This window comes from Streptomyces sp. XY006, assembly GCF_002237655.1.
In the GTDB taxonomy this organism is placed as follows: domain Bacteria; phylum Actinomycetota; class Actinomycetes; order Streptomycetales; family Streptomycetaceae; genus Streptomyces; species Streptomyces levis.
This window is the reverse complement of sequence record NZ_NOKT01000025.1, coordinates 47,283-69,109: the sequence shown is the minus strand read 5'-3', so window position 1 is coordinate 69,109 and position 21,827 is coordinate 47,283. Positions and strand designations below refer to the sequence as shown.

The 21,827-nt window shown below is 72.5% G+C and carries 17 protein-coding genes; 14 read left to right on the top strand and 3 right to left on the bottom strand.

Features of this window, described 5'->3' with window-relative positions; genetic code table 11:
* Window positions 1-4: 4 nt before the first annotated feature.
* The 3 genes from gatA to gatB are packed head-to-tail and all read left to right on the top strand — an operon-like array spanning window position 5 to window position 3,264.
* Window positions 5-1,498: an Asp-tRNA(Asn)/Glu-tRNA(Gln) amidotransferase subunit GatA gene (gatA, locus tag CHR28_RS26840; RefSeq protein ID WP_094056272.1), complete on the top strand. Its 1,494-nt coding sequence runs from the start codon at window positions 5-7 to the stop codon at window positions 1,496-1,498.
* Complete coding sequence (locus tag CHR28_RS26835) at window positions 1,495-1,734, top strand: hypothetical protein (protein ID WP_019329755.1); 240 nt, start codon at window positions 1,495-1,497, stop codon at window positions 1,732-1,734. Before gatA ends, CHR28_RS26835 begins: the two co-directional genes overlap by 4 nt.
* 15 nt (window positions 1,735-1,749) lie before the next feature.
* The gene (gene gatB, locus CHR28_RS26830) at window positions 1,750-3,264 is read left to right on the top strand and encodes an Asp-tRNA(Asn)/Glu-tRNA(Gln) amidotransferase subunit GatB (RefSeq protein ID WP_094056271.1); all 1,515 of its coding nucleotides are present in this window, start codon (window positions 1,750-1,752) and stop codon (window positions 3,262-3,264) included.
* A gap of 65 nt (window positions 3,265-3,329) precedes the next feature.
* Here gatB and CHR28_RS26825 read toward each other — a convergent pair whose 3' ends face one another.
* A complete protein-coding gene (locus CHR28_RS26825; RefSeq protein WP_094056270.1) occupies window positions 3,330-4,133 on the bottom strand; it encodes an SAM-dependent methyltransferase in 804 nt (267 codons plus the stop codon).
* Between the two features lie 189 nt (window positions 4,134-4,322).
* Between CHR28_RS26825 and CHR28_RS26820 the strand changes: the two genes are divergently transcribed.
* The 7 genes from CHR28_RS26820 to CHR28_RS26790 all read left to right on the top strand — a co-directional run bounded on the left by CHR28_RS26820 (window position 4,323) and on the right by CHR28_RS26790 (window position 12,201).
* A complete protein-coding gene (locus CHR28_RS26820) occupies window positions 4,323-4,655 on the top strand; it encodes a hypothetical protein (protein WP_094056269.1) in 333 nt (110 codons plus the stop codon).
* Between the two features lie 168 nt (window positions 4,656-4,823).
* Complete coding sequence (locus tag CHR28_RS26815; protein ID WP_094056268.1) at window positions 4,824-7,070, top strand: MMPL family transporter; 2,247 nt, start codon at window positions 4,824-4,826, stop codon at window positions 7,068-7,070.
* Window positions 7,048-7,620: a GNAT family N-acetyltransferase gene (locus CHR28_RS26810; RefSeq protein ID WP_094056267.1), complete on the top strand. Its 573-nt coding sequence runs from the start codon at window positions 7,048-7,050 to the stop codon at window positions 7,618-7,620. Before CHR28_RS26815 ends, CHR28_RS26810 begins: the two co-directional genes overlap by 23 nt.
* A 35-nt stretch (window positions 7,621-7,655) precedes the next feature.
* Window positions 7,656-8,180: a hypothetical protein gene (locus tag CHR28_RS26805; RefSeq protein ID WP_094056266.1), complete on the top strand. Its 525-nt coding sequence runs from the start codon at window positions 7,656-7,658 to the stop codon at window positions 8,178-8,180.
* 196 nt (window positions 8,181-8,376) lie between these two features.
* Window positions 8,377-8,562, top strand: a complete 186-nt coding sequence (locus CHR28_RS26800) for a hypothetical protein (protein ID WP_094056265.1) — start codon at window positions 8,377-8,379, stop codon at window positions 8,560-8,562.
* A gap of 290 nt (window positions 8,563-8,852) precedes the next feature.
* Complete coding sequence (locus CHR28_RS26795) at window positions 8,853-11,966, top strand: helix-turn-helix transcriptional regulator (RefSeq protein WP_179272576.1); 3,114 nt, start codon at window positions 8,853-8,855, stop codon at window positions 11,964-11,966.
* 49 nt (window positions 11,967-12,015) lie between these two features.
* Window positions 12,016-12,201, top strand: coding sequence for a DUF6191 domain-containing protein (locus tag CHR28_RS26790; protein WP_094056263.1), 186 nt, complete (start codon window positions 12,016-12,018; stop codon window positions 12,199-12,201).
* Window positions 12,202-12,413: 212 nt separating this feature from the next.
* Here CHR28_RS26790 and CHR28_RS26785 read toward each other — a convergent pair whose 3' ends face one another.
* Together CHR28_RS26785 and CHR28_RS26780 are read right to left on the bottom strand one after the other, a co-directional pair.
* Window positions 12,414-13,580, bottom strand: a complete 1,167-nt coding sequence (locus CHR28_RS26785; RefSeq protein WP_094056262.1) for a PQQ-dependent sugar dehydrogenase — start codon at window positions 13,578-13,580, stop codon at window positions 12,414-12,416.
* 141 nt (window positions 13,581-13,721) lie between these two features.
* Window positions 13,722-14,720 carry an aldo/keto reductase gene (locus CHR28_RS26780; RefSeq protein ID WP_094056261.1) on the bottom strand — a complete coding sequence of 333 codons (999 nt, stop codon included), beginning with the start codon at window positions 14,718-14,720 and terminating at the stop codon, window positions 13,722-13,724.
* Window positions 14,721-14,797: 77 nt separating this feature from the next.
* Here CHR28_RS26780 and CHR28_RS26775 point away from each other — a divergent pair, with 77 nt between their 5' ends.
* The 4 genes from CHR28_RS26775 to ilvN all read left to right on the top strand — a co-directional run bounded on the left by CHR28_RS26775 (window position 14,798) and on the right by ilvN (window position 21,821).
* A complete protein-coding gene (locus CHR28_RS26775; RefSeq protein ID WP_094056260.1) occupies window positions 14,798-15,748 on the top strand; it encodes a 2-hydroxyacid dehydrogenase in 951 nt (316 codons plus the stop codon).
* A gap of 423 nt (window positions 15,749-16,171) precedes the next feature.
* Window positions 16,172-19,189, top strand: coding sequence for a putative bifunctional diguanylate cyclase/phosphodiesterase (locus CHR28_RS26770; RefSeq protein ID WP_179272570.1), 3,018 nt, complete (start codon window positions 16,172-16,174; stop codon window positions 19,187-19,189).
* Window positions 19,190-19,419: 230 nt separating this feature from the next.
* A complete protein-coding gene (locus CHR28_RS26765) occupies window positions 19,420-21,264 on the top strand; it encodes an acetolactate synthase large subunit (protein WP_179272569.1) in 1,845 nt (614 codons plus the stop codon).
* Window positions 21,265-21,296: 32 nt separating this feature from the next.
* Window positions 21,297-21,821, top strand: a complete 525-nt coding sequence (gene ilvN, locus CHR28_RS26760) for an acetolactate synthase small subunit (RefSeq protein ID WP_010048631.1) — start codon at window positions 21,297-21,299, stop codon at window positions 21,819-21,821.
* The last annotated feature ends 6 nt before the right edge of the window (window positions 21,822-21,827 follow it).

Sequence of the window (21,827 nt, the reverse complement as noted above, 5' to 3'; positions counted from 1 at the left end):
GACCGTGACGGACATCATCAAGCTCACCGCCGCCGAGACCGCCGCGAAGATCGCCTCCGGCGAGCTCACGGCCGTCGAGGTCACCGAGGCCCACCTCGCCCGCATCGAGGCCGTCGACGAGAAGGTGCACGCCTTCCTGCACGTCGACCGCGAGGGCGCCCTCGCCCAGGCCCGTGCCGTGGACGAGAAGCGGGAGCGGGGCGAGAAGCTCGGCCCGCTGGCCGGCGTTCCCCTCGCGCTGAAGGACATCTTCACCACCGAGGGCATCCCGACCACCGTCGGCTCGAAGATCCTCGAAGGCTGGATCCCGCCGTACGACGCGACGCTCACCCAGCGGCTGAAGGCCGCCGACGTCGTCATCCTCGGCAAGACCAACATGGACGAGTTCGCCATGGGGTCCTCCACCGAGAACAGCGCCTACGGCCCGACCGGCAACCCCTGGGACCTCACCAAGATCCCCGGCGGCTCCGGCGGCGGCTCCTCCGCCGCGCTGGCCGCGTACATGGCGCCCCTGGCCATCGGCACCGACACCGGTGGCTCGATCCGCCAGCCCGCCGCCGTCACCGGCACGGTCGGCGTGAAGCCGACCTACGGCGCGGTCTCCCGCTACGGCATGGTCGCCTTCTCGTCCTCCCTGGACCAGGGCGGCCCCTGTGCCCGCACCGTCCTCGACGCGGCCCTGCTGCACGAGGTCATCGCCGGGCACGACCCGCTCGACTCGACGTCCATCGACGAGCCCGTCCCGCCGGTCGTCGAGGCCGCGCGCAACGGCAGCGTGCGGGGCATGCGCGTCGGCGTCGTCAAGCAGTTCCGCGGCGAGGGCTACCAGGCCGGCGTCATCCAGCGCTTCGACGAGTCGGTCGAGCTGCTCAAGGAGCTGGGCGCCGAGATCGTCGAGCTGGACTGCCCCTCCTTCGACCTGGCGCTGTCGGCGTACTACCTGATCGCGCCCTCGGAGTGCTCCTCCAACCTCGCCCGCTTCGACGGCCTGCGCTACGGCCTGCGCGTCGGCGACGACGGCACGCACTCCGCCGAGGAGGTCACCTCCCTCACCCGTGAGGCGGGCTTCGGCCCGGAGGTCAAGCGCCGCATCATGCTCGGCACGTACGCGCTCAGCTCCGGCTACTACGACGCGTACTACGGCAGCGCCCAGAAGGTCCGCACGCTCATCAAGCAGGACTTCGACAAGGCCTTCGAGCAGGTCGACGTGATCGTCTCCCCGACGACCCCGACCACCGCCTTCGCGATCGGCGAGCGCGCCGACGACCCGATGGCGATGTACCTCGCCGACCTGTGCACCATCCCGACCAACCTGGCGGGCAACGCGGCGATGTCGCTGCCGTGCGGCCTCGCCCCGGAGGACAACCTCCCGGTCGGTCTGCAGATCATCGCCCCCGTCATGAAGGACGACCGCCTGTACAAGGTGGGCGCCGCCGTCGAGGCCGCCTTCGTGGAAAAGTGGGGCCACCCGCTGATCGAGGAGGCTCCGTCGCTGTGAGCGCACTGTCCAAGGCCAAGGGCTTCAAGAAGTCCAAGTCCGGTCTGTACGTCTCGATGGCCACGTCGGCGTTCGGCGCCGTCGGTGTCTACAAGCAGATCAAGAAGGCCCGCGGAGACAACGACACGCTGCGGCTGCTCGACGCCGTCGTGACCGGAGCGGCGGTCGTCACCAACCTGGCCATTCTCTACCGCGAGCTGAAGCGGCTGGGCGACGACGACGTCCTGCTGGGCTGAGAGGGAACCTTCACCGTGACCACCACGACCGACCTGGTGTCGTACGAGGACGCCCTCGCGTCCTACGACCCCGTCATGGGCCTCGAGGTCCATGTCGAACTCGGCACCAAGACCAAGATGTTCTGCGGCTGCTCGACCGCTCTCGGCCAGGACGCCAACACGCAGACCTGCCCGGTCTGCCTCGGCCTGCCCGGCGCGCTCCCGGTCGTCAACGCGACCGGCGTCGAGTCCGCCATCAAGATCGGCCTCGCGCTGAACTGCGAGATCGCCGAGTGGTGCCGCTTCGCCCGGAAGAACTACTTCTATCCGGACATGCCGAAGAACTTCCAGACCTCCCAGTACGACGAGCCGATCGCCTTCAACGGCTACCTCGACGTGCAGCTGGAGGACGGCGAGACCTTCCGCGTGCAGATCGAGCGCGCCCACATGGAGGAGGACACCGGCAAGTCGACGCACGTCGGCGGCGCCACCGGCCGTATCCACGGCGCGTCCCACTCCCTGCTGGACTACAACCGCGCCGGCATCCCGCTCATCGAGATCGTCACCAAGCCGATCGAGGGTGCGGGCGAGCGCGCTCCCGAGGTCGCGCGGGCCTACGTCCGTGAGCTGCGCGAGGTCATCCGCGCGCTGGGTGTCTCCGAGGCCCGGATGGAGATGGGCCAGATGCGCTGCGACGTTAACCTGTCGCTGCGCCCGCACGGCACCGAGAAGTTCGGCACGCGTTCGGAGACCAAGAACGTCAACTCGCTGCGGTCCGTGGAGCGCGCGGCCCGCTTCGAGATCCAGCGGCACGCGGCCGTGCTCTCCTCCGGCGGCACGATCGTGCAGGAGACCCGCCACTTCCACGAGGACACCGGGTCGACGACCTCGGGCCGCGTGAAGGAGGAGGCCGAGGACTACCGGTACTTCCCGGAGCCCGACCTGGTGCCGGTCGCCCCGTCCCGCGAGTGGGTCGAGGAGATCCGGGCCTCCCTGCCCGAGCTGCCGCTGGTCCGCCGCAACCGGCTCCGCGAGGAGTGGGGCATCAGCGGCACCGACATGCAGGCGATCCTCAACGCCGGTGCGCTGGAGCCGATCGTCGCCACCATCGAGGCCGGGGCCGACGCCGCCTCCGCCCGCAAGTGGTGGATGGGCGAGCTGGCCCGCAGCGCCAACGAGTCGGGCAAGGCGCTCGACGAGCTGGCGATCACGCCGCAGCAGGTGGCCCGGGTCACCGAGCTCGTCGCCAAGGGCGACCTGAACGACAAGCTGGCCCGCCAGGTCATCGAGGGCGTCCTCGCGGGCGAGGGCACCCCGGACGAGGTCGTCGACAAGCGCGGCCTGAAGGTCGTCTCCGACGAGGGTGCGCTGACGGCGGCCGTCGACGAGGCGATCGCCGGCAACCCGGGCGTCGCGGACAAGATCCGCGGCGGCAAGGTGGCCGCGGCCGGCGCCCTGGTCGGCGCGGTCATGAAGGCGACCCGCGGGCAGGCCGACGCGGCGCGCGTCAAGGAGCTGATCCTGGAGAAGCTGGGCGTCGGCGAGGGCTGAGCCCGCCCGCGGACGCGACCGAGGGGGGATGCACCGGAGCCGGTGCATCCCCCCTCGTCATGCACTCAGTCGCGACGCCCGACGACCCGGGCGAAGCCCAGCGTGCGGCCCTGGTCCAGGCGCAGCATCTCGGCCGACCGGCCGGCCATCTCGACGTGCCACGGGTCGGTGTGCTCCTCGGCCACGGCCTCGCTCCAGCGCAGCCAGTCGCGCCAGCCGTCCTGCAGCCAGTCCGCCGTCTCGACCTCCACGGCCCCGCTGCGCGTCCAGTGGCGGCGCCACCAGGCGGCCGTGTGGAAGCACCAGAAGGCGGGCTCCCAGTACGGCGCGAGGTGCTCCGGCGGCTCGACGCCGTCGATCTCCTCGCGCAGCGCCGGTACGACGACGCCGATCCGCCCGCCGGGCTTCAGCAGCCGCGTCAGCCCGGGCAGGTACAGGTCGTCGGTGCCGAAGTACTGGTAGGCGTCAATGGAGACGATCGCGTCGAAGGTGTGCTCGCCGAACGGCAGGTCGTGCGCCTCGGCGTGCACGGGCAGGACGCGGTCGGCGACGCCCGCCGCGGTGATGCGCCCGGCGTTCTCGTCGGGCTTGATCCACAGGTCGGCGGCGGTGACCTGCACGTCGTACTCCCTGGCCAGGAAGATCGACGTCATGGCGCGTCCGCAGCCCAGGTCGAGCACGCGCGAGCCGGGGCTCAGGGTGTCGAGTCCCAGGGCCGGGGCCAGCCACTCCAGCAGCCACAGGGCGTGCGGGCCCATCTGGTTGTCGATGGTCCAGCGGGCGTCGTAGCCGTTGCTGCGCGGGTAGCCGGGATGGCTCACGCGGTCAGCGAGGGGGTCGTTCGGGGTCCGGGACGTGATGTCCGACATCGGTGAACGGGCTCCTTGAGTCCTTGAGGGAGAAGGGGAACGCGGAGGAGCTCGGTCGGACCGTCAAACAACGCACCTGCTTCGGCCGGGCGGCGGGATGCCACGGGTGTGCTCGGACGCGCGGACGGTAGCAGCGGGCGACCGGCCCCCGCACCCGGTTTTCCCGGCCGACGCGCTACCGTCTCGGCCATGAGTGGACGCGCTGATTCCGACACCGACCCAGAGATAGCGGACTCGGAGACGGCCGTTGAGCAGGACGATGCCGAGGACCTGTGGGAGGACGCCCGCCGGGCCCGCTGGACCGCCGCCGGCACCGGTGCCGCCCTGACCCTGGCGGGTCTGGCCGCCGCACTGCTCCGCCTCACCCGCTCCGCCCCGCCCCTCGTCCCGGCCGCGTACGCCACGGGCGCCGCCGTGTGCGCGGCTGCCGCCGTACTCGGCTCCCGGGGCCGCACCCGGCGTGCGCTGTGGCTGCTGATCGCCGGAGTCATGGTCATGGCACTGGGGGACCAGTTCGACTGACCGTTCCCGGCCGCGACCGCTGTGAATAAGCCCACGAAACCGACAAACGATCTCGTTCGTTTGTAAGAGTGGCTTCGCATTGCTCATGCGTTCTTTGCGGGCTGTTCAGTTCATGGACGACTGTTCCCGGTCAAAGATCCGCAAAAAGTAACTCTGGGAGCACGATTCGTGGCAGCCCTCGCACGCTGGTGTGTCCGACGCCGTCTGGTCACCGTTCTGCTGTGGCTCCTCGCCTTCGCGGGGGTCGCCGCGGGCGCCGCCGTCGCCGGCACCACGTACTCGAACGACTACCAGGTCCCCGGCACCGAGTCCGGCCGCGCCACCGAGCTGCTGCACGAGGGCTTCCCGCAGCTCGGCGGTGACAGCGACACCGTCGTCTGGCACACCGACTCCGGCAGCGTCCGCGCCGCCGACGTCGAGCAGACGATGACCCGCACCCTGGACCGCATCGAGAACCTCCCCGGCGTCGCCTCGGTCACCAGCCCCTACGACGGGCCCGGCACGGGCCGGATCAGCGCGGACGGCCGCACGGCCTACGCCACGGTCACCTTCGAGGCGCAGGCCGAGGACATCGCCGAGGGCGAGGCACGGGCCGTCGTCGACACCGCCGAGAGCGCCGAGAGCGACGGGCTCCAGGTGGAGCTGGGCGGCAGCGCCATCGCGCTGACCCAGTCCTCCGGCGGGCACCTCGCGGAGATCGTCGGCGTGCTCGTCGCCGCGGTGGTGCTGTTCCTCGCCTTCGGCTCGCTCGCCGCCTCCCTGCTGCCCATCGCCACGGCCCTGGTCGGCGTCGGCACCGCCTACGCCGGGATCGTGCTGCTCGGGCACGCCATGACCGTCGCCGACTTCGCCCCCATGCTCGGCATGCTGATCGGGCTCGGCGTGGGCATCGACTACGCGCTGTTCATCGTGACCCGGCACCGGCGCGGCCTGAATCGGGGGCTGTCCGTCACCGAGGCCGCCACGAACGCCGTGCAGACCACGGGACGGGCCGTGGTGTTCGCGGGTGCCACCGTTTGCATCGCCCTGCTGGGCATGCTCATCCTGCGGCTCGGCTTCCTCAACGGCGTCGCGATAGCGGCCGGCCTGACCGTGGTCCTCACCGTCGCGGCCTCCGTGACGCTGCTGCCCGCCCTGCTCTCCCTCATCGGCATGCGCGCGCTCAGCCGCCGCGAACGCCGCCGCCTCGCCGAGCACGGGCCCCAGCCCGAACTGCCCACCGGGTTCGCCGCCCGCTGGTCGGCGTTCGTGGAGCGCCACCCCAAGCTGCTCGGGGCGGTCGCCCTGGTCGTCATGGCCGTCCTCGCGCTGCCCACCTTCTCCCTGCACCTGGGCACCTCCGACCAGGGCAACGACCCGCGCACCGCCACCACCCGGCAGGCCTACGACCTGCTCGCCGACGGCTTCGGCCCCGGCGTGAACGGCCCGCTCACCCTCGTCACCGAGGTCGACGGGGCCGGCGACAAGCTCGCCCTGGACAACCTGGACGCCACCCTGCGCGCCACCGACGGCGTCGCCTCGGTCACCCCGGTGACCTTCGGCTCCGGCGGCCACAGCGCGTACCTCACCGTCGTCCCCGAGTCCTCGCCGCAGTCGAAGCAGACCAGCGACCTGGTGGACCGGCTGCGCGACGAGGTGCTGCCGCGCGCCGAGTCAGGCACCTCGCTCGACGTGCAGGTCGGCGGCATGACGGCCGGCTACGACGACTTCGCCGACGTCATCGTCTCCAAGCTGCCCGTCTTCGTCGGGGTGGTGATCGGCCTGGGCTGTCTGCTGCTCCTGCTGGCCTTCCGGTCGATCGGCATCCCGCTGAAGGCCGCCGCGATGAACGTCGCCGCGGTGGCCTCCGCCTTCGGTGTCGTCGTCGCGATCTTCCAGTGGGGCTGGGGCAGCGAACTGCTCGGCCTGGGCAGCGCCGGGCCCATCGAGCCCTTCCTGCCCGTGATCATGGTGTCGGTGCTCTTCGGCCTCTCCATGGACTACCAGGTCTTCCTGGTGAGCCGGATGTACGAGGAGTGGCTGGAGACCGGCGACAACCGGCGGGCCGTCCGCGTCGGCCTCGCCGAGACCAGCCGCGTGATCAACTCGGCGGCGGTCATCATGATCTCCGTCTTCCTGGCCTTCGTGCTCAGCGGCGACCGGGTGATCGCCATGTTCGGCATCGCCCTCGCGGCCGCCGTCGCCCTGGACGCCTTCGTCCTGCGCACGCTGCTGGTGCCCGCCCTGATGCACCTGCTCGGCGGCGCCAACTGGTGGCTGCCCCGGTGGCTCGACAAGCGCATGCCGCGCATCAGCATCGAGCCGCCCGAGACGCGGGCCTCCCATGAGAGGCTGGCCGCCGCGACGGACGCCGAGGTGGCGGACGTCCTGGCGGAGGAGGAGCGGCAGCGGGATGTACGCGATATCCCTGGGTGACGACGCCGAGCTGAGGCCCCTGGAGCCCTGGCACGCCGCCGAGTTCCTGGCCCACCTGGAGCGCGGGCGGGACTTCATCGGCCGGTACATCCCGTTCGGGACGACCGAGACGGACCTGCTCTCCGCCCGGGCGAAGCTCCAGGTCTACGCCGACATGCGGGCCGCCGACACCGGCTCCCTGCACGGACTGTGGCTGGACGGGACACTCGTCGGCGGTGTGCTGTTCCTCAACTTCGACGCGGCCAACGGCACCTGCGAGGTCGGCTGCTGGCTGGAGCCCGCCGGGACCGGCCGGGGTCTCGTCACACGCGCGATGCGGGTGCTGATCGACTGGGCCGTCGAGCAGCGCGGCATCCACCGCGTCGAATGGGTCGCCGCCTCGGGCAACCAGCCGAGCCTGAACGTGGCGCGGCGACTCGGCATGACCCGCGACGGCGTGCGCCGCGCGGCGCACCACTACGGTGGCGTACGGCACGATCTCGAAGTCTGGTCGGTGCTGGCGCCGGAGTGGCGTGAGGCACGCGCGCGTGCCGGTCACAGCGATCATTAAGAGACTTCTCAGACAGCGACCCTACGGTGCGAGACATGGCAACGAACGCAGTGGACGAGACCGAGGCCACCGAGGCCACGACCGACGAGAAGGCGGTGGACATCACCGAGTCCGACGAGGTGACCGGGTCCGAGGCCCCGGCCCCCGTGACCAAGGAGGACGGCTCCCAGGGAGTCGGCCAGGGCGCCGGTGCCGTGGTCTCCGCCGCGCTGGGTGTCGTCTCGCTCACCGGCAGCTGGGTCGGCACGGTGGCGGCCGCCCGCCGCAACCTGATCGGCCAGCTGGAGACCGCGCAGAACGCGAGCGTGGCCAAGCAGATCCAGGCCGTCTACGGCGACGCCTGGCAGACGACCGCCCTGTGGGCCGGCCTGTTCGCGCTGACCGCGCTGGTCGTCGGCGTCGTGGTGCTCGCCCGGCCCGCGTTCGGCACGCCCGGCCGCGTCCAGGCGCCGTGGATCAAGTCGGTCGCCTGGGCGGGTGTCGCGCTCGGCGTCATCGGCCTGTTCCTGGCCGTCCTCAAGTACACCGGCGTGCTGCTCGGCCTGCCGTCCGCGAGCTGAGCCCTCGCGGCTCCCGAGGGGTCTTGGTCCGTTCGTAAGCACCTTACGGACGGACTAAGACCCCTCACGCGTGTCTAAGGCCCCGCCGGCCTCCCAAGATGCGGAACTCTCCCGATGTGGCGGCCCCGCCTGGGAGACGAAGGTGGAGACATCACGGAGGAACCCCTCCGGGACGGCCTCTCACCAAGGACACGCCATGTACGAGTACGAACTCCAGCAGCTGCGCACCGCCGCCCTCATCCGCCGGGCCGACCACGAGCGCCGCGTCCGCGAGGCGACCCGCGCCCGCCGCGAGGCCCGCCGCGCAGCCGGCCACGGGGCCGCGGAGCACGAGAGCCATAGCCGCCACTTCCGGCGGCTCCGCTGGGCCCGGGCCGCGTGAACGCGGAAGCGGGAACGGCCGCCGCCGACGGGCCGACGGCCGGCATCGCGCGGGGGAACACAGCGGCCGCGACCACCACCACGGTGGCCGCGGCCGCTCGCGTGAGCCCCCCGCCCACCCGTACGGCACCGGCGCCCGGGCCGGTGCGGGACATGGCGGGGCCCGTGCGGGGCGCGGGGCCTGCCGAGGTCGCGGCCGGGCGTCGCGGAGCCGGAGGAGGGGAGGCCGGTGTGAGCCGTGACGGTGCCGCGGGGACGAAAACCGGTGCCGGGGTGTCGGACTCGCGTGCGATGCTCGGGGCCGTGGAGACCAGGTCCGTCAGCCCCGTGTTCGTCGGCCGTGCCGAGGAGTTGGGCGCGCTGCACGACGCGCTCGTCCGTTCCCGGGAGGGAGAGCCGCAGGCCCTGCTCATCGGCGGGGAGGCCGGCGTCGGCAAGACCCGGCTGGTCGAGGAGTTCACCGCCGCCGCCCGCCGCCACGGCGCGGTCGTCGCGCTCGGCGGCTGCGTCGAGATCGGCGCCGACGGACTGCCCTTCGCCCCCTTCTCCACCGCCCTGCGCGCCCTGCGCCGCGCCCTGCCCGCCGAGCTGGCCGCCGCGGCCGCCGGCCAGGAGGAGCAGCTGGCCCGGCTCCTGCCCGAGCTGGGCGAAGCCGGCTCCGGCCGGCACGACGAGGACGGCATGGCCCGCCTGTTCGAGCTCACCGCACGCCTGCTGGAACGCGTCGCCGCCGAGCACACCGTCGTCCTCGCGCTGGAGGACCTGCACTGGTCGGACGCCTCCACCCGCCACCTGCTCTCCTACCTGTTCCGCACCCTGCGCACCGGCCGCCTCGTCGTCCTGGCCACCTACCGCTCCGACGACATCCACCGCCGCCACCCGCTGCGCCCCCTGCTCGCCGAACTCGACCGGCTCCGCACCGTCCGCCGCCTCGAACTCGCCCGCTTCACCCGCGACGAGGTGTGCCTGCAGGTCGCCGGCATCCTCGCCCACGAACCCGACCCGGACCAGGTCGACGCGATCTTCGCCCGCTCCGACGGCAACGCCTTCTTCGTCGAGGAGCTCGCCGTCGCCGCCCACGAGGGCTGCTCCACGGGCCTGCCGGACTCCCTGCGCGATCTGCTGCTCGTCCGCGTCGAGGGACTGCCCGAGTCCGCCCAGCAGGTCGCCCGGATCGTCGCCGAGGGCGGCTCCACCGTCGAGTACCGGCTGCTCGCCGCCGTCGCCCGGTTCGCCGAGGACGACCTCATCGAGGCGCTGCGGGCCGCCGTGAACGCCGGCATCCTCACCCCCGCGCCCGGCGGCGACGGCTACCGCTTCCGCCACTCCCTGGTCCGCGAGGCCGTCAGCGACGACCTGCTCCCCGGCGAGCGCTCCCGCCTCAACCGCCGCTACGCCGAAGCCCTGGAGACCGACCCGGGCCTCGTGCCCGCCGACCAGCGGGCCACCCGCCTGGCCAGCTACTGGTACCACGCCCACGACGCCGCCAAGGCCCTGCCCGCCGTCCTGGACGCCGCCGTCGAGGCCCGCCGCCGGCACGCCTACTCGGAGCAACTGCGCCTGCTGGAACGCGCGATGGAGCTGTGGGACTCCGCTCCCGAGGCCGTGCGCGCGACCCTGCGCCCGGCCGACCACGCCGAGGTCTACCCTCCCTCACTGCCTGAACGGCGTGGGGGGACCCCCAGCGGCTGCGACCCGGCCACCACCGCGCTGAGCCACCTCGACCTGCTGGCCGAGGCGGCCGTGGCCGGACGGCTCTGCGGGGAGCGCGAGCGCGCCCTGAAGATCACCAAGCGGGCGCTGCGCCTCCTCGACGAGGACAGCGGCCCCGCCACGGGCTCCCCACCGCGTGCGAACGGCAGGGACCCCCAGCGCGCCGCCTGGTTCTGGATCCAGCGCTCCCGGCTGGTGCAGGGGCTCGCCCGCGGCGACGGCTGGAAGGAGATCGCCACCGCGCAGGACCTGGTGCGCGGGCTGCCGCCGTCCGCCGTGCACGCCGAGGTGCTCGCCACCGCCGCCCACTGGTCGATGCTGCACGAACCCGGCCCCGACGCCCTGACGGCCGCCGAGCGGGCCGTGGAGTACGCGCGCATGGTGGGCGCCGACGCCATCGAGTCCAACGCCCGCCTCACCCTCGGCGGGCTCATGGTGGACGCCGGGCAGATCGAGGCCGGGCTGGCGCACATGTACGAGGTCAAGGACGAGGTGGTGGTCCGCGGCCTGGCCCCCATCGTGGGCCGCAGCCATGTGAACCTGCCCTCCGCCCTCGAAGGCGTCGGCCGCTCCGAGGAGGCCGTGGCCATCCTGCGCGAGGGCCTGCGGCTCACCTCGGAGCTGGGGCTGCGGGACCCCGAGGGCTGGGTGTGGGGGAACCTCGCCGAGTCGCTCGTCTCCCTGGGCCGCTGGGACGAGGCCGCCGAGGCCGCCGCCAACGCCCAGCGGCGCGGGCAGACGGCCGGGCCGCACGGCGCCGGCGCCAACATCCTGGCGTTCCTCGCCCTGGCCCGCGGCCGGGTGGCCGAGGCGGCCCGGCATCTCGCCGAGGGCCGCGCCTCCTACGGCCCGCACGACCCGATGCCGCAGCACGACCTGCCGATCGCCGGCCTGACCATCGGGGTCGCCGTGGCCGAGGGCCGCCTGCCCGACGCCCGCGCCGAACTGATCCGCACCCTGCGCCCCGGCTTCCCGCCCGGCACCCAGCGCTACGCCTGGCCGCTGCTGCTCCAGGCCGCCACGGCCGAGGCCGACACCCGCGAGCTGCCCGCCGCGCGCGAGGGCCGCGAGGAGGTCCTGGACCGGATCCTCGCCACGGTCAAGCGCCTGACCACCAACGCCCCCGTGTGGCTCGCCCACGAGCTGTGGGTCCGCGCGGAGCTGCACCGCGCCGCCGGCCGCTGTGCCACGGAGGCCTGGTCGGACGTGGTCACCGCCTTCGAACCCCTGGGCCGCCCCTACGACCTCGCCCGCGTGCGCCTGCGCCTGGCCGAGGCCCTGCTCACGGGCGGAGGCGAGGACGAGCGCGACCGGGCCACGGAACTGCTCCGCCTCGCCCACACCGTCGGCCGCCACCTGGGCGCCCGGCCCCTCGCCGACGCCGCCGGCACCCTGGCCCGGCGTGCCCGTCTCGTCCTCGCCCCCGTCCCCGCACCGGACCGGGCCGCCGCCGACCCCGCCGAGGCCCTCGGCCTGACCAGCCGGGAACGGGACGTGCTGCGCCTGGTGGCCGCCGGCCACACCAACCGCCGGATCGCGCAGGAGCTGTTCATCTCCCCGAAGACCGCGAGCGTCCACGTCTCCAACATCCTCGCGAAGCTCGGCGTCTCGGGCCGGGGCGAGGCGGCCGCGGTGGCGCACCGGCTGGGTCTGTTCCCGGCCGAATCGCTCACGTCCCGGCCGGCGGGCTGAGGTCTACGCTGTAAGAGACGTCGGGGGTGTCAGAGCCGAGGGAGGCTCCGTGTTCAACATGTTCGAGGAACTGTTCGCACCCGGCCGCAAGCACACCCGTGACGAGCAGAACCGCCTGGAGCTGACCCGCGAGGACGTCGGCGACAACGATCCCGGACGCGGGCCGATAGACCTGGCGTCCGGCAAGGTCGTCGTCCGCCCGTCGGCGGAATCCGAGGACGCCGGGGAGGACTAGGCCCTGTCGTTTGGATCACGGCGCAGACGCGGGGCCTGGCACGCACATCTGCCGCGTTGTCGTCACTCGCCGATGCTCCGCATCGACTCCCTCCTCCGCCTTGCAGCTGCACGCACCAGGCCCCGCTCACCGGCGTTCGACAGGTGCTGCCGATGCCCTGCGCCGTGATCCAAACGACAGGCCCTAGCACCGGAGCCCTCGCCGTCCCCCGCCTACTTCACCCGCAGCTCCAGGATCCGGTCGTCGCCGTCCTTCGGGACGCCCCGGCCGTCCGTGTTGCTGGTCACCAGCCACAGCCGGTCGCCGCCCGCCGGGACGACCGTGCGCAGCCGGCCGTACTCGCCCTCCAGGAACGCCTGCGGCTCGGCCGAGGCCGCCGTGCCGTTCAGCGGGATGCGCCACAGCCGCTTGCCGCGCAGGCCCGCCATCCAGACCGAGCCCTCGGCGTAGGCGATGCCGCTGGGGGAGGCCTCGGCCGTGGTCCACTGGTCCACGGGGTTGCGGAACTGCGCGTCGTCGGACTCGCCCTCCGCCTCGGGCCAGCCGTAGTTGTCGCCCGGCTTGATCGCGTTGAGCTCGTCCCAGGTGTCCTGCCCGAACTCCGAGGCGAACAGCCGCTGCTTGGCGTCCCAGGCCAGACCCTGCACATTGCGGTGGCCGTACGAGTACACCGGCGAGCCGGAGAACGGGTTGCCCGGGGCCGGCTCGCCCTCCGGGGTCAGCCGCAGGATCTTGCCGCCCGTGGAGTCCCGGTCCTGGGACAGCCCGGTGTCGCCGCTCTCGCCCGTGCCGACGTACAGCATCCTGTCCGGGCCGAAGGCGATCCGGCCGCCGTTGTGGATGAAGCCCTTGGGGATGCCCCTGAAGACGGTGTCGGGCGCGCCGAGCTGCTCGCCGGCGGGCTTGCCGGCGTCGTAGAGCATCCGGACGACGCGGTTGTCGCCGGCCGAGGTGAAGTACGCGTAGACCATGTGGTCGGAGGCGAAGTCGGGGGAGAGGGCGATCCCGAGGAGGCCGCCCTCGCCCTCCGCCGCGACCCCGGGCACCTCGCCGAGCTCGGTCTTCCTGCCGGTCTTCTCGTCGACCCGGACGATCGTCCCCTCGTCGCGGGAGGAGACGAGCAGGCCGCCGCCCGGCAGCGGGGCGAGGCCCCAGGGGGACTCCAGGCCCTCGGCGACGGTGCGGACCACCGTGACCGAGCCCTTCGCGGGGGGTGTCTCCTCGCCGGCCTGGCGCGGCGGCGCGGACGAGCCGGGTGCCGTGCGGCTCGGGGAGGCGCTCGCGCCGGCGGGCCCTCCGTCGTCGGAGGAACAGCCGGCGGTCAGCAGGAGCGCTGCGGTGGCCAACACGGCCGGGACGGCTCGACGTTGCACGATCATGGTCCCTTCGACGCGGCGGGGTTCTCCCTGTCATACACCGCTCGCGCCTCCCAGGTTCCCGATCACGGAACGTCCAACCGTGAACAGGGGGTTTGCCCCTTACGCCCGGGGCCCGGCGCAGGCCCCGGCGGCCCGGTCCGCTCAGTCCCACGAGCCCTGGGCCGGGGGCAGCTCGGCGATCTCCCAGAGGTCCTCGGGTTCCAGCCGCAAGCCCGCGGCGGCCGCGTTCTCGGTGACCCAGCGCTCCTGCTTCGTCCCCGGGACCGGGATCACGTGCCGGCCCTGGGCGAGCACCCACGCCAGGGCGACCTGCCCGGGCGAGACGCCACCGCCGTGCCGGCGGGCCACCCGGCGCAGGCCCGCGACGATCGGCTGGTTCGCGGCCATCATCTCGGCCGTGAAACGGGGGTGCCGGGCGCGCGGGTCGTCCGCCTCGAAGCCCGCGCCGGGCCGCAGCCGCCCGGTCAGGAAGCCGTTGCCCAGCGGCATCGCGGCGAGGAAGCCGACGCCCCGGGTCGCGCACCACGGCAGCAGGGTCTCCAGCGCCTCCGGCGACCACACCGACAGCTCCGCCTCCACCGCGCTCACCGGGAAGACCTGCTGCACCCGCTCCAGTTGCCGGATCGTCGCGTCGTGCGGCCCGCTGCCGCCCCGGCGCGAGGACCGGGCGCCCACCGCGCACAGCCCCAACGCCCGTACCTTCCCGGCCTGGACGAGCTCCGCCATCGCGCCCCAGGTCTCCTCGACGGGCACCTCGGGGTCGGCCCGGTGCAGCTGGTAGAGATCGATGACGTCCGTCTGCAGCCGCCGCAGCGAGGCGTCGCACGCCCGTTTCACGTACCCGGGGCGGCCGTTGGCGACGATGTGCTGGTCGCCCACGAGCAGCCCGACCTTCGTCGACACGAAGGCGTCCGAGCGCCGCTCCTTCAACGCCCGCCCCACCAGCAGCTCGTTGGTGAAGGGGCCGTACATGTCGGCCGTGTCCAGCAGGGACGCGCCCAGGTCCAGCGCCCGGTGCACCGCCCTGAGCGACTCCTCGCCGCGCTGCCGCGAGGTGCTGTAGGCCCAGCTCATCGGCATGCACCCGAGTCCGACGGCCCCCACCGCGAGTGCGCCCGCGCCGATCGTCCTGCGCTCCACCTGGTCGTGACCCTCCCTGTTCCGGCCACCCCAACCTAACCTCTGCCGTGGCGCGCTCCTGACATAGCCTCCGGAGCATGACTGCTGACGTGTGGCTGCCCATCCCGCCGGACGAGATCGAGGGACTCCCCGAGGGGCCGGAGTACCGCTTCTGGAACGGCGCGGAGGACTTCCCCGCAGACCCGGCCGACTGTGCCTTCTACGTCGTCCCCTATATGAAGCCCAGTCCGCTGTGCGTACGCCCCCTGGCGCGGATGAGCCGCGTCGAGGTCGTCCAGACCCTCTCCGCGGGGATCGACCACGTCGAGCCGGGCCTGGGGCGGCTGCGTCCGGGCGTGCGGCTGTGCAACGCGCGCGGTGTCCACGAGGCCAGCACGGCCGAGCTCACCCTCGCGCTGATCCTCTCCTCGCTGCGCGGGATCCCCGATTTCGTGCGCGCCCAGGAGCGGGGGGAGTGGCTCGGCGGCTTCCGGCCCGCGCTCGCCGACAAGAACGTGCTCATCGTCGGATACGGATCGATCGGTTCCGCCATCGAGGACCGGCTCGTTCCGTTCGAGCCGGCGCGGGTGGCGCGCGTCGCGCGCTCCGAGCGCACCACGGCGCGCGGGCCGGTGCATCCGCTCACCGAACTGCCCGCGCTGCTGCCCGAAGCGGACGTCGTGATCTTGTCCACGCCGCTCACGGAAACCACCCGTGGCCTGGCCGGAGCCGACTTCCTGTGCCGGATGAAGGACGGTGCGCTGCTGGTCAACGTGGCCCGGGGGCCCGTGGTGGACACCAAGGCCCTGCTCGCCGAACTGGAGAGCGGCCGCCTCACCGCCGCCCTGGACGTCACCGACCCCGAGCCCCTGCCGCGCGCACACCCCCTGTGGCGTGCGCCGGGGGTACTGATCAGCCCTCATGCCGGCGGTCCCACCTCCGCGTTCCTGCCGCGCGCCAAGCGGCTCCTGGTGGACCAGCTGCGCCGTCATGTGAACCGGGAGCCGCTCCGCAACGTGATCCTGACGACGGGTGCACCCACCGGCTGACCGACTTCGAGTACCGTCCGCAATCCTCCGGGCGCGGCGGGTACTCATATATCTGTTGATCGTCACGGAGAGTAGAGAACCTATGTCCCTGAGTGACGAGACTGGTGTATCGTCCCGACAGGGGCTGCGCCGGGCACGATCGGCGCCGGGGACGGACACTTCAGGACTGTGAGGGGGGCGACAGGCGATGCACGGCCTATGGACGAGCGATCCGACGGGGCGGGGCTGCCGGCGGCGACCCTGGCGGACGGCCGCGGGCAGACGCGACCGGTACGCCGATCACGGCGGCCACCGCGCCCATCACAGCGACCACCACACCGACCACAGCCATCACCGCCGCAGGCCCGGCAGCCGCAGGAGGCAGGCCCAGCCGGTCCACCGGCGCCCGCGGGACCCGGGAGCGACGCGGACCGGGAGGGTCCGGTGAGCGCGCCCCCGACCTCCACGCTGGACGGAGCGCTGCGGGCCCAGTCTCCGGCCCCCCAGAGCGCGCTGCTGCCCCGCATGCCGGCCCGCGGCCGCCGGCCGGGTCTGGCCCTCCAACTCGCCCTGGCCCTTGCCTGCGCCGGATACGCTCTGGGAGCCACGTTCGGCTGGGGCTCGCGCCAGACGGCCCTGATCATGGGCGACTTCGGGCTCAGCGCCGCGGCGGCCACCGCCTCCGTGTCGTGCTTCCTCTACGCCCGCAGCCGCCGCACCCGCTTTCGATCCGCCTGGCTGCTGTTCGGCCTCTCCTCGGCGATGGCCTCCCTGGGCAACCTCGTCTGGGGCTGGTACGAGGTGGTCCTGGGCCTGCCCGTGCCCAGCCCCAGCTACGCCGACCTGTTCTTCCTGTGCTTCGCGCCGCCCGCGATCGTCGGGCTGCTGGTCCTCGCCAAGCGGCCGGTGACCAAGGCCGGCTGGGTCTGCCTGGGGCTCGACGCCTGGCTGATCGGCGGCTCGCTGCTCACCCTGGCCTGGAGCCTCGCCCTCGCCCAGGCCGCCAAGTCCGAAGGCCCCGACGTGGCGCACACGGCGCTGTCGCTGGCCTACCCGCTGCTGGACATCGCTCTGGTCAGCATGGTGCTCGCGCTGCACTTCCGGCGCTCCGCGGTCAACCGCTCCGCGGTCAACACCGCCATCGGCGCCCTCGCGCTGACCGTGATGTGCGACGCCCTGTTCACCTCGCCGCTGATGCACCACGACTACCGCTCGGGCCAGTTGCTCGACGCGGGCTGGTTCGCGGGCTCGCTGCTCCTGGCCTACGCCCCGTGGGCCGCGCCCCGCGCGGGGGACGGCGACCGGCACGGCCCGGACCGGCACGGCGGAGCGGGGCACACCCGCGTCGTGCACGAGCACGTGCCCGGGCAGCGCAGCGGACCCCACCCCACCCCGGTCCTGCCCGGAGGGGAGCACAGCCGTTACCCGGCCGCCCGGCCCATCGCCGGCTCCCTCGCCGCGCTCACGCCGTACCTGGCGGCCGCCGTGTGCACCCTGGGGATCCTCTACAACGTCCTCAACGGCCGCAGCGTGGACCGCGTGGTCCTGCTGACCGGGGGCACGGTCGTGCTCGCGCTGGTGGTGCGCCAGGGCATCATGCTCCTCGACAACATCACCCTCACCCAGGAACTGGCCCAGAAGGAGAACCACTTCCGCTCCCTGGTCCAGGGCTCCAGCGACGTCATCATGATCGCCGCCCCCACCGGTGTCCTGAGGTACGTCTCCCCGGCCGCCGCCGGCGTCTACGGCCGCCCGGCGGAGGAACTCGTGGGGACGGAACTGGCCCATCTCATCCACCCCGAGGACCTCGGCTGCGTCGTGCACGAGGTGCGCAGATTCCTCGCCGCCAACCCCGTCGAGGAACCCACCACGCGCATCGAGTGCCGCTTCCGGTCCGGTGACGGAGGCTGGCTGAACGTCGAGTCGACCGTCAACCGCCATCACGGCGGCCTCATCTTCAACAGCAGAGACGTGACCGAACGGGTCCGGCTGCAGGCCCAGTTGCAGCACAACGCCGAGCACGACCCGCTCACCGACCTGCCCAACCGCGCCCTGTTCACCCGGCGCGTCCAGCACGCGCTGTCCGGCCGCCGCGCTTCCGACCGGGGCGTGGCCCTGCGCAACACGGCCGTGCTCTTCATCGACCTCGACGGCTTCAAGGCCGTCAACGACACCATCGGGCACCAGGCCGGGGACGAGCTGCTCGTCCAGGCCGCCCGCAGACTGCAGGACTCGGTCCGCCAGGGCGACACCGCGGCACGGCTCGGCGGGGACGAGTTCGCGGCCCTGATCGTCGGCGACAACACCCGCGACCGTCAGGCCAGGGAACGGCACATCCTGGAGCTCGCCGACCGCCTCAGGACGACGCTGTCCCAGCCCTACCTCATCGACGGCAACGATGTCCGTGTCAACGCCTCCATCGGCGTGGCCTTCGCGGAACCGGGCCTCGGCGCGGGCGAGCTGCTGCGCAACGCGGACCTGGCGATGTACCGGGCCAAGGCCGGCGGCAAGGGCCGCGTCGAGCTGTACAAGCCGCAGATGCAGCAGGACGTCGTCCGCAAGGCGGAGCTGGCCACCCGGCTGCGCGCCGCGCTGCACGACGGCGAGTTCGCCCTGCTGCACCAGCCGGTGGTCTGTCTGGAGGACGGCCGGATCACGTCGGTGTCCGCGCAGGCGCGCTGGCGCTCCTCCCAGGGGGTGCTCTTCACCCCGGCGGAGTTCCTGCGCGTGGCGGAGGACAGCGACAAGACCGCCGAGCTGGGCCGCTGGATGATCGAGGAGGCCGTCGAGCAGGCCGCCGAACGGCACGCGACCGGGCTGTCCGTACCAGTCGTCGTCCGGATGAGCGCCCGCCGGCTGCTGGACAAGTCCATGCCGCTCGGCACGATCGAGGCGCTGCTCACCCGGCACGGCCTGCCCTCCGGCTCGCTGGTCATCGAGCTGTCCGACGCGGACCCGAGGGTCCCGCTGGACGAGCTGGAGCGGCGTCTGGGCGCCCTGCGGCGGGTCGGCGTACGGATCGCGCTCGACGGCTTCGGCAGCGGCTGTGCGGCGATCACGGCGCTCCGGAGGCTGCCCGTCGACATCCTCAAGCTCGACCGCGGTCTGGTCGAGGGCGTCGTCGAGTCCGCCCGGCTGCACAAGATCACCGGCGGGCTGCTGCGCATCGCCGGCGACCTCGGCCTGCAGTCCGTGGCCGAAGGGGTCGATCTGCCCGAGCAGGTGGTCGCCCTGCGGGCGATGGGCTGCACCCACGGGCAGGGCATGGCCTTCTCCGGACCGCTGGACGAGTACCGGCTGCGCCGGGCGCTCGCGGGCGGCCGGTACGCGGTGCCGCACGCACCGGCCGAACCGGCGCTGGCGGGCGGCGCGCAGCGGGTGTACAGCGCGAACGTGTCCGCCGTCATCGGAGGCGGCACGGCCCTCCGTTCACATAATGAGACTCCCGTCCCACCCACTTGACAGTGAGTGCGTGCCGGGGGGAGGGTCTGTGCCATGCGCACCCGAATTCTCGTACTTGGAAAGCGCGTCGGCTGACGCTGAGCCTCGACCGCTCAGCGACCCCACCCGGCGCGCTCCCCTCGCTTGCCTTACGGCACGAGGGGTTTTTTGTTGCACAGGCACCTTCCGTGCAGCAGCCGAAAACCGCACGAATCTCGCAAAAACCCTCAGCATCTGAGAAGAGAATGCCGATGACCGAGCAGGCCACCGGGGCCCACCACCCGCAGCCCCGGCCCCGATCCGGAGGACACTCCGCCCCCGAGCAGGTGACGGGCGCGCAGTCCCTCATCCGCTCTCTCGAGGAGGTCGGCGCCGACACGGTATTCGGCATTCCCGGCGGTGCGATCCTCCCGGCCTACGACCCGCTGATGGACTCCACCAGGGTGCGCCACGTCCTGGTCCGCCACGAGCAGGGCGCCGGACACGCCGCCACCGGCTACGCGCAGGCCACCGGCAAGGTCGGCGTGTGCATGGCCACTTCGGGCCCCGGCGCCACCAACCTGGTCACCCCGATCGCCGACGCGCACATGGACTCCGTGCCGCTGGTCGCGATCACCGGCCAGGTGGCGTCCAAGGCCATCGGCACGGACGCCTTCCAGGAGGCGGACATCGTCGGCATCACCATGCCGATCACCAAGCACAACTTCCTCGTCACCAAGGCCGAGGACATCCCGCGGATCATCGCCCAGGCGTTCCACATCGCCTCCACCGGCCGCCCCGGCCCGGTCCTGGTCGACATCGCCAAGGACGCCCTCCAGGCGAAGACGACCTTCTCCTGGCCGCCCACCATGGACCTGCCCGGCTACCGCCCGGTGACCAAGCCGCACGCCAAGCAGATCCGCGAGGCCGCCAAGCTGATCACCCAGGCCCGCCGGCCCGTGCTGTACGTCGGCGGCGGTGTGCTCAAGGCCCGGGCCACCGCCGAGCTGAAGGTCCTCGCCGAGCTGACCGGCGCGCCCGTCACCACCACCCTGATGGCGCTCGGCGCGTTCCCCGACCAGCACCCGCAGCACCTGGGCATGCCCGGCATGCACGGCTCCGTCGCCGCCGTCACCGCCCTGCAGAAGGCCGACCTGATCGTCGCCCTCGGCGCCCGCTTCGACGACCGCGTCACCGGCAAGCTGGACAGCTTCGCCCCGTTCGCCAAGATCGTCCACGCGGACATCGACCCGGCGGAGATCGGCAAGAACCGCGCCGCCGACGTGCCGATCGTCGGCGACGCCCGCGAGGTCATCGCCGACCTGATCCAGGCCGTGCAGAAGGAGCACGGCGAGGGCCACCAGGGCGACTACAGCATGTGGTGGAACGACCTGAACCGCTGGCGCGAGACCTACCCGCTCGGCTACGACCAGCCCGGCGACGGCTCGCTCTCCCCGCAAGCGGTCATCCAGCGCATCGGGCAGCTCGCCCCCGAGGGAACGATCTTCGCGGCGGGCGTCGGCCAGCACCAGATGTGGGCCGCCCACTTCATCGAGTACGACAAGCCCGGCACCTGGCTCAACTCCGGCGGCGCCGGAACGATGGGCTACGCCGTCCCGGCCGCCATGGGCGCCAAGGCCGGCGCCCCCGAGCGGGCCGTCTGGGCCATCGACGGCGACGGCTGCTTCCAGATGACCAACCAGGAGCTCACCACCTGCGCCCTGAACAACATCCCGATCAAGGTCGCGGTCATCAACAACGGCGCCCTCGGGATGGTCCGCCAGTGGCAGACCCTCTTCTACAACCAGCGGTACTCCAACACCGTCCTGCACTCCGGCCCGGACGACGTGAACCCGGAGGCCCGCGGCACCCGCGTCCCGGACTTCGTGAAGCTGTCGGAGGCCATGGGCTGCCACGCCATCCGCTGCGAGTCCCCGGACGACCTCGACAAGGTGATCGAGGAGGCGAACGCCATCAACGACCGTCCCGTCGTCGTCGACTTCATCGTCCACGAGGACGCCATGGTCTGGCCGATGGTCGCCGCCGGCACCTCCAACGACGAGATCATGGCCGCCCGGGACGTCCGCCCCGACTTCGGCGACAACGAAGACGACTGAGAGCCGTCGGACTCAAGCAGAGGAAGCAGATCATGTCCAAGCACACGCTCTCCGTCCTGGTGGAGAACACCCCCGGCATCCTGGCCCGGATCGCCGCCCTCTTCTCCCGCCGCGGCTTCAACATCGACTCCCTCGCCGTCGGTGTCACCGAGCACCCCGACATCTCCCGCATCACCATCGTCGTCGGCGTGGAGGACCTGCCGCTGGAGCAGGTCACCAAGCAGCTCAACAAGCTCGTCAACGTGCTGAAGATCGTCGAACTGGAGCCGTCGCAGGCCGTCCAGCGCGAGCTCGTCCTGGTGAAGGTGCGCGCCGACAACGAGACGCGCTCCCAGATCGTCGAGATCGTCCAGCTGTTCCGCGCCAAGACCGTCGACGTCTCCCCGGAGGCCGTCACCATCGAGGCGACCGGGTCCGGCGAGAAGCTCTCCGCGATGCTCAAGATGCTGGAGCCGTACGGCATCAAGGAGCTCGTCCAGTCCGGCACGATCGCGATCGGCCGCGGCGCCCGTTCCATCACGGACCGGTCGCTGCGCGCCCTGGACCGGTCGGCGTAAGACGGA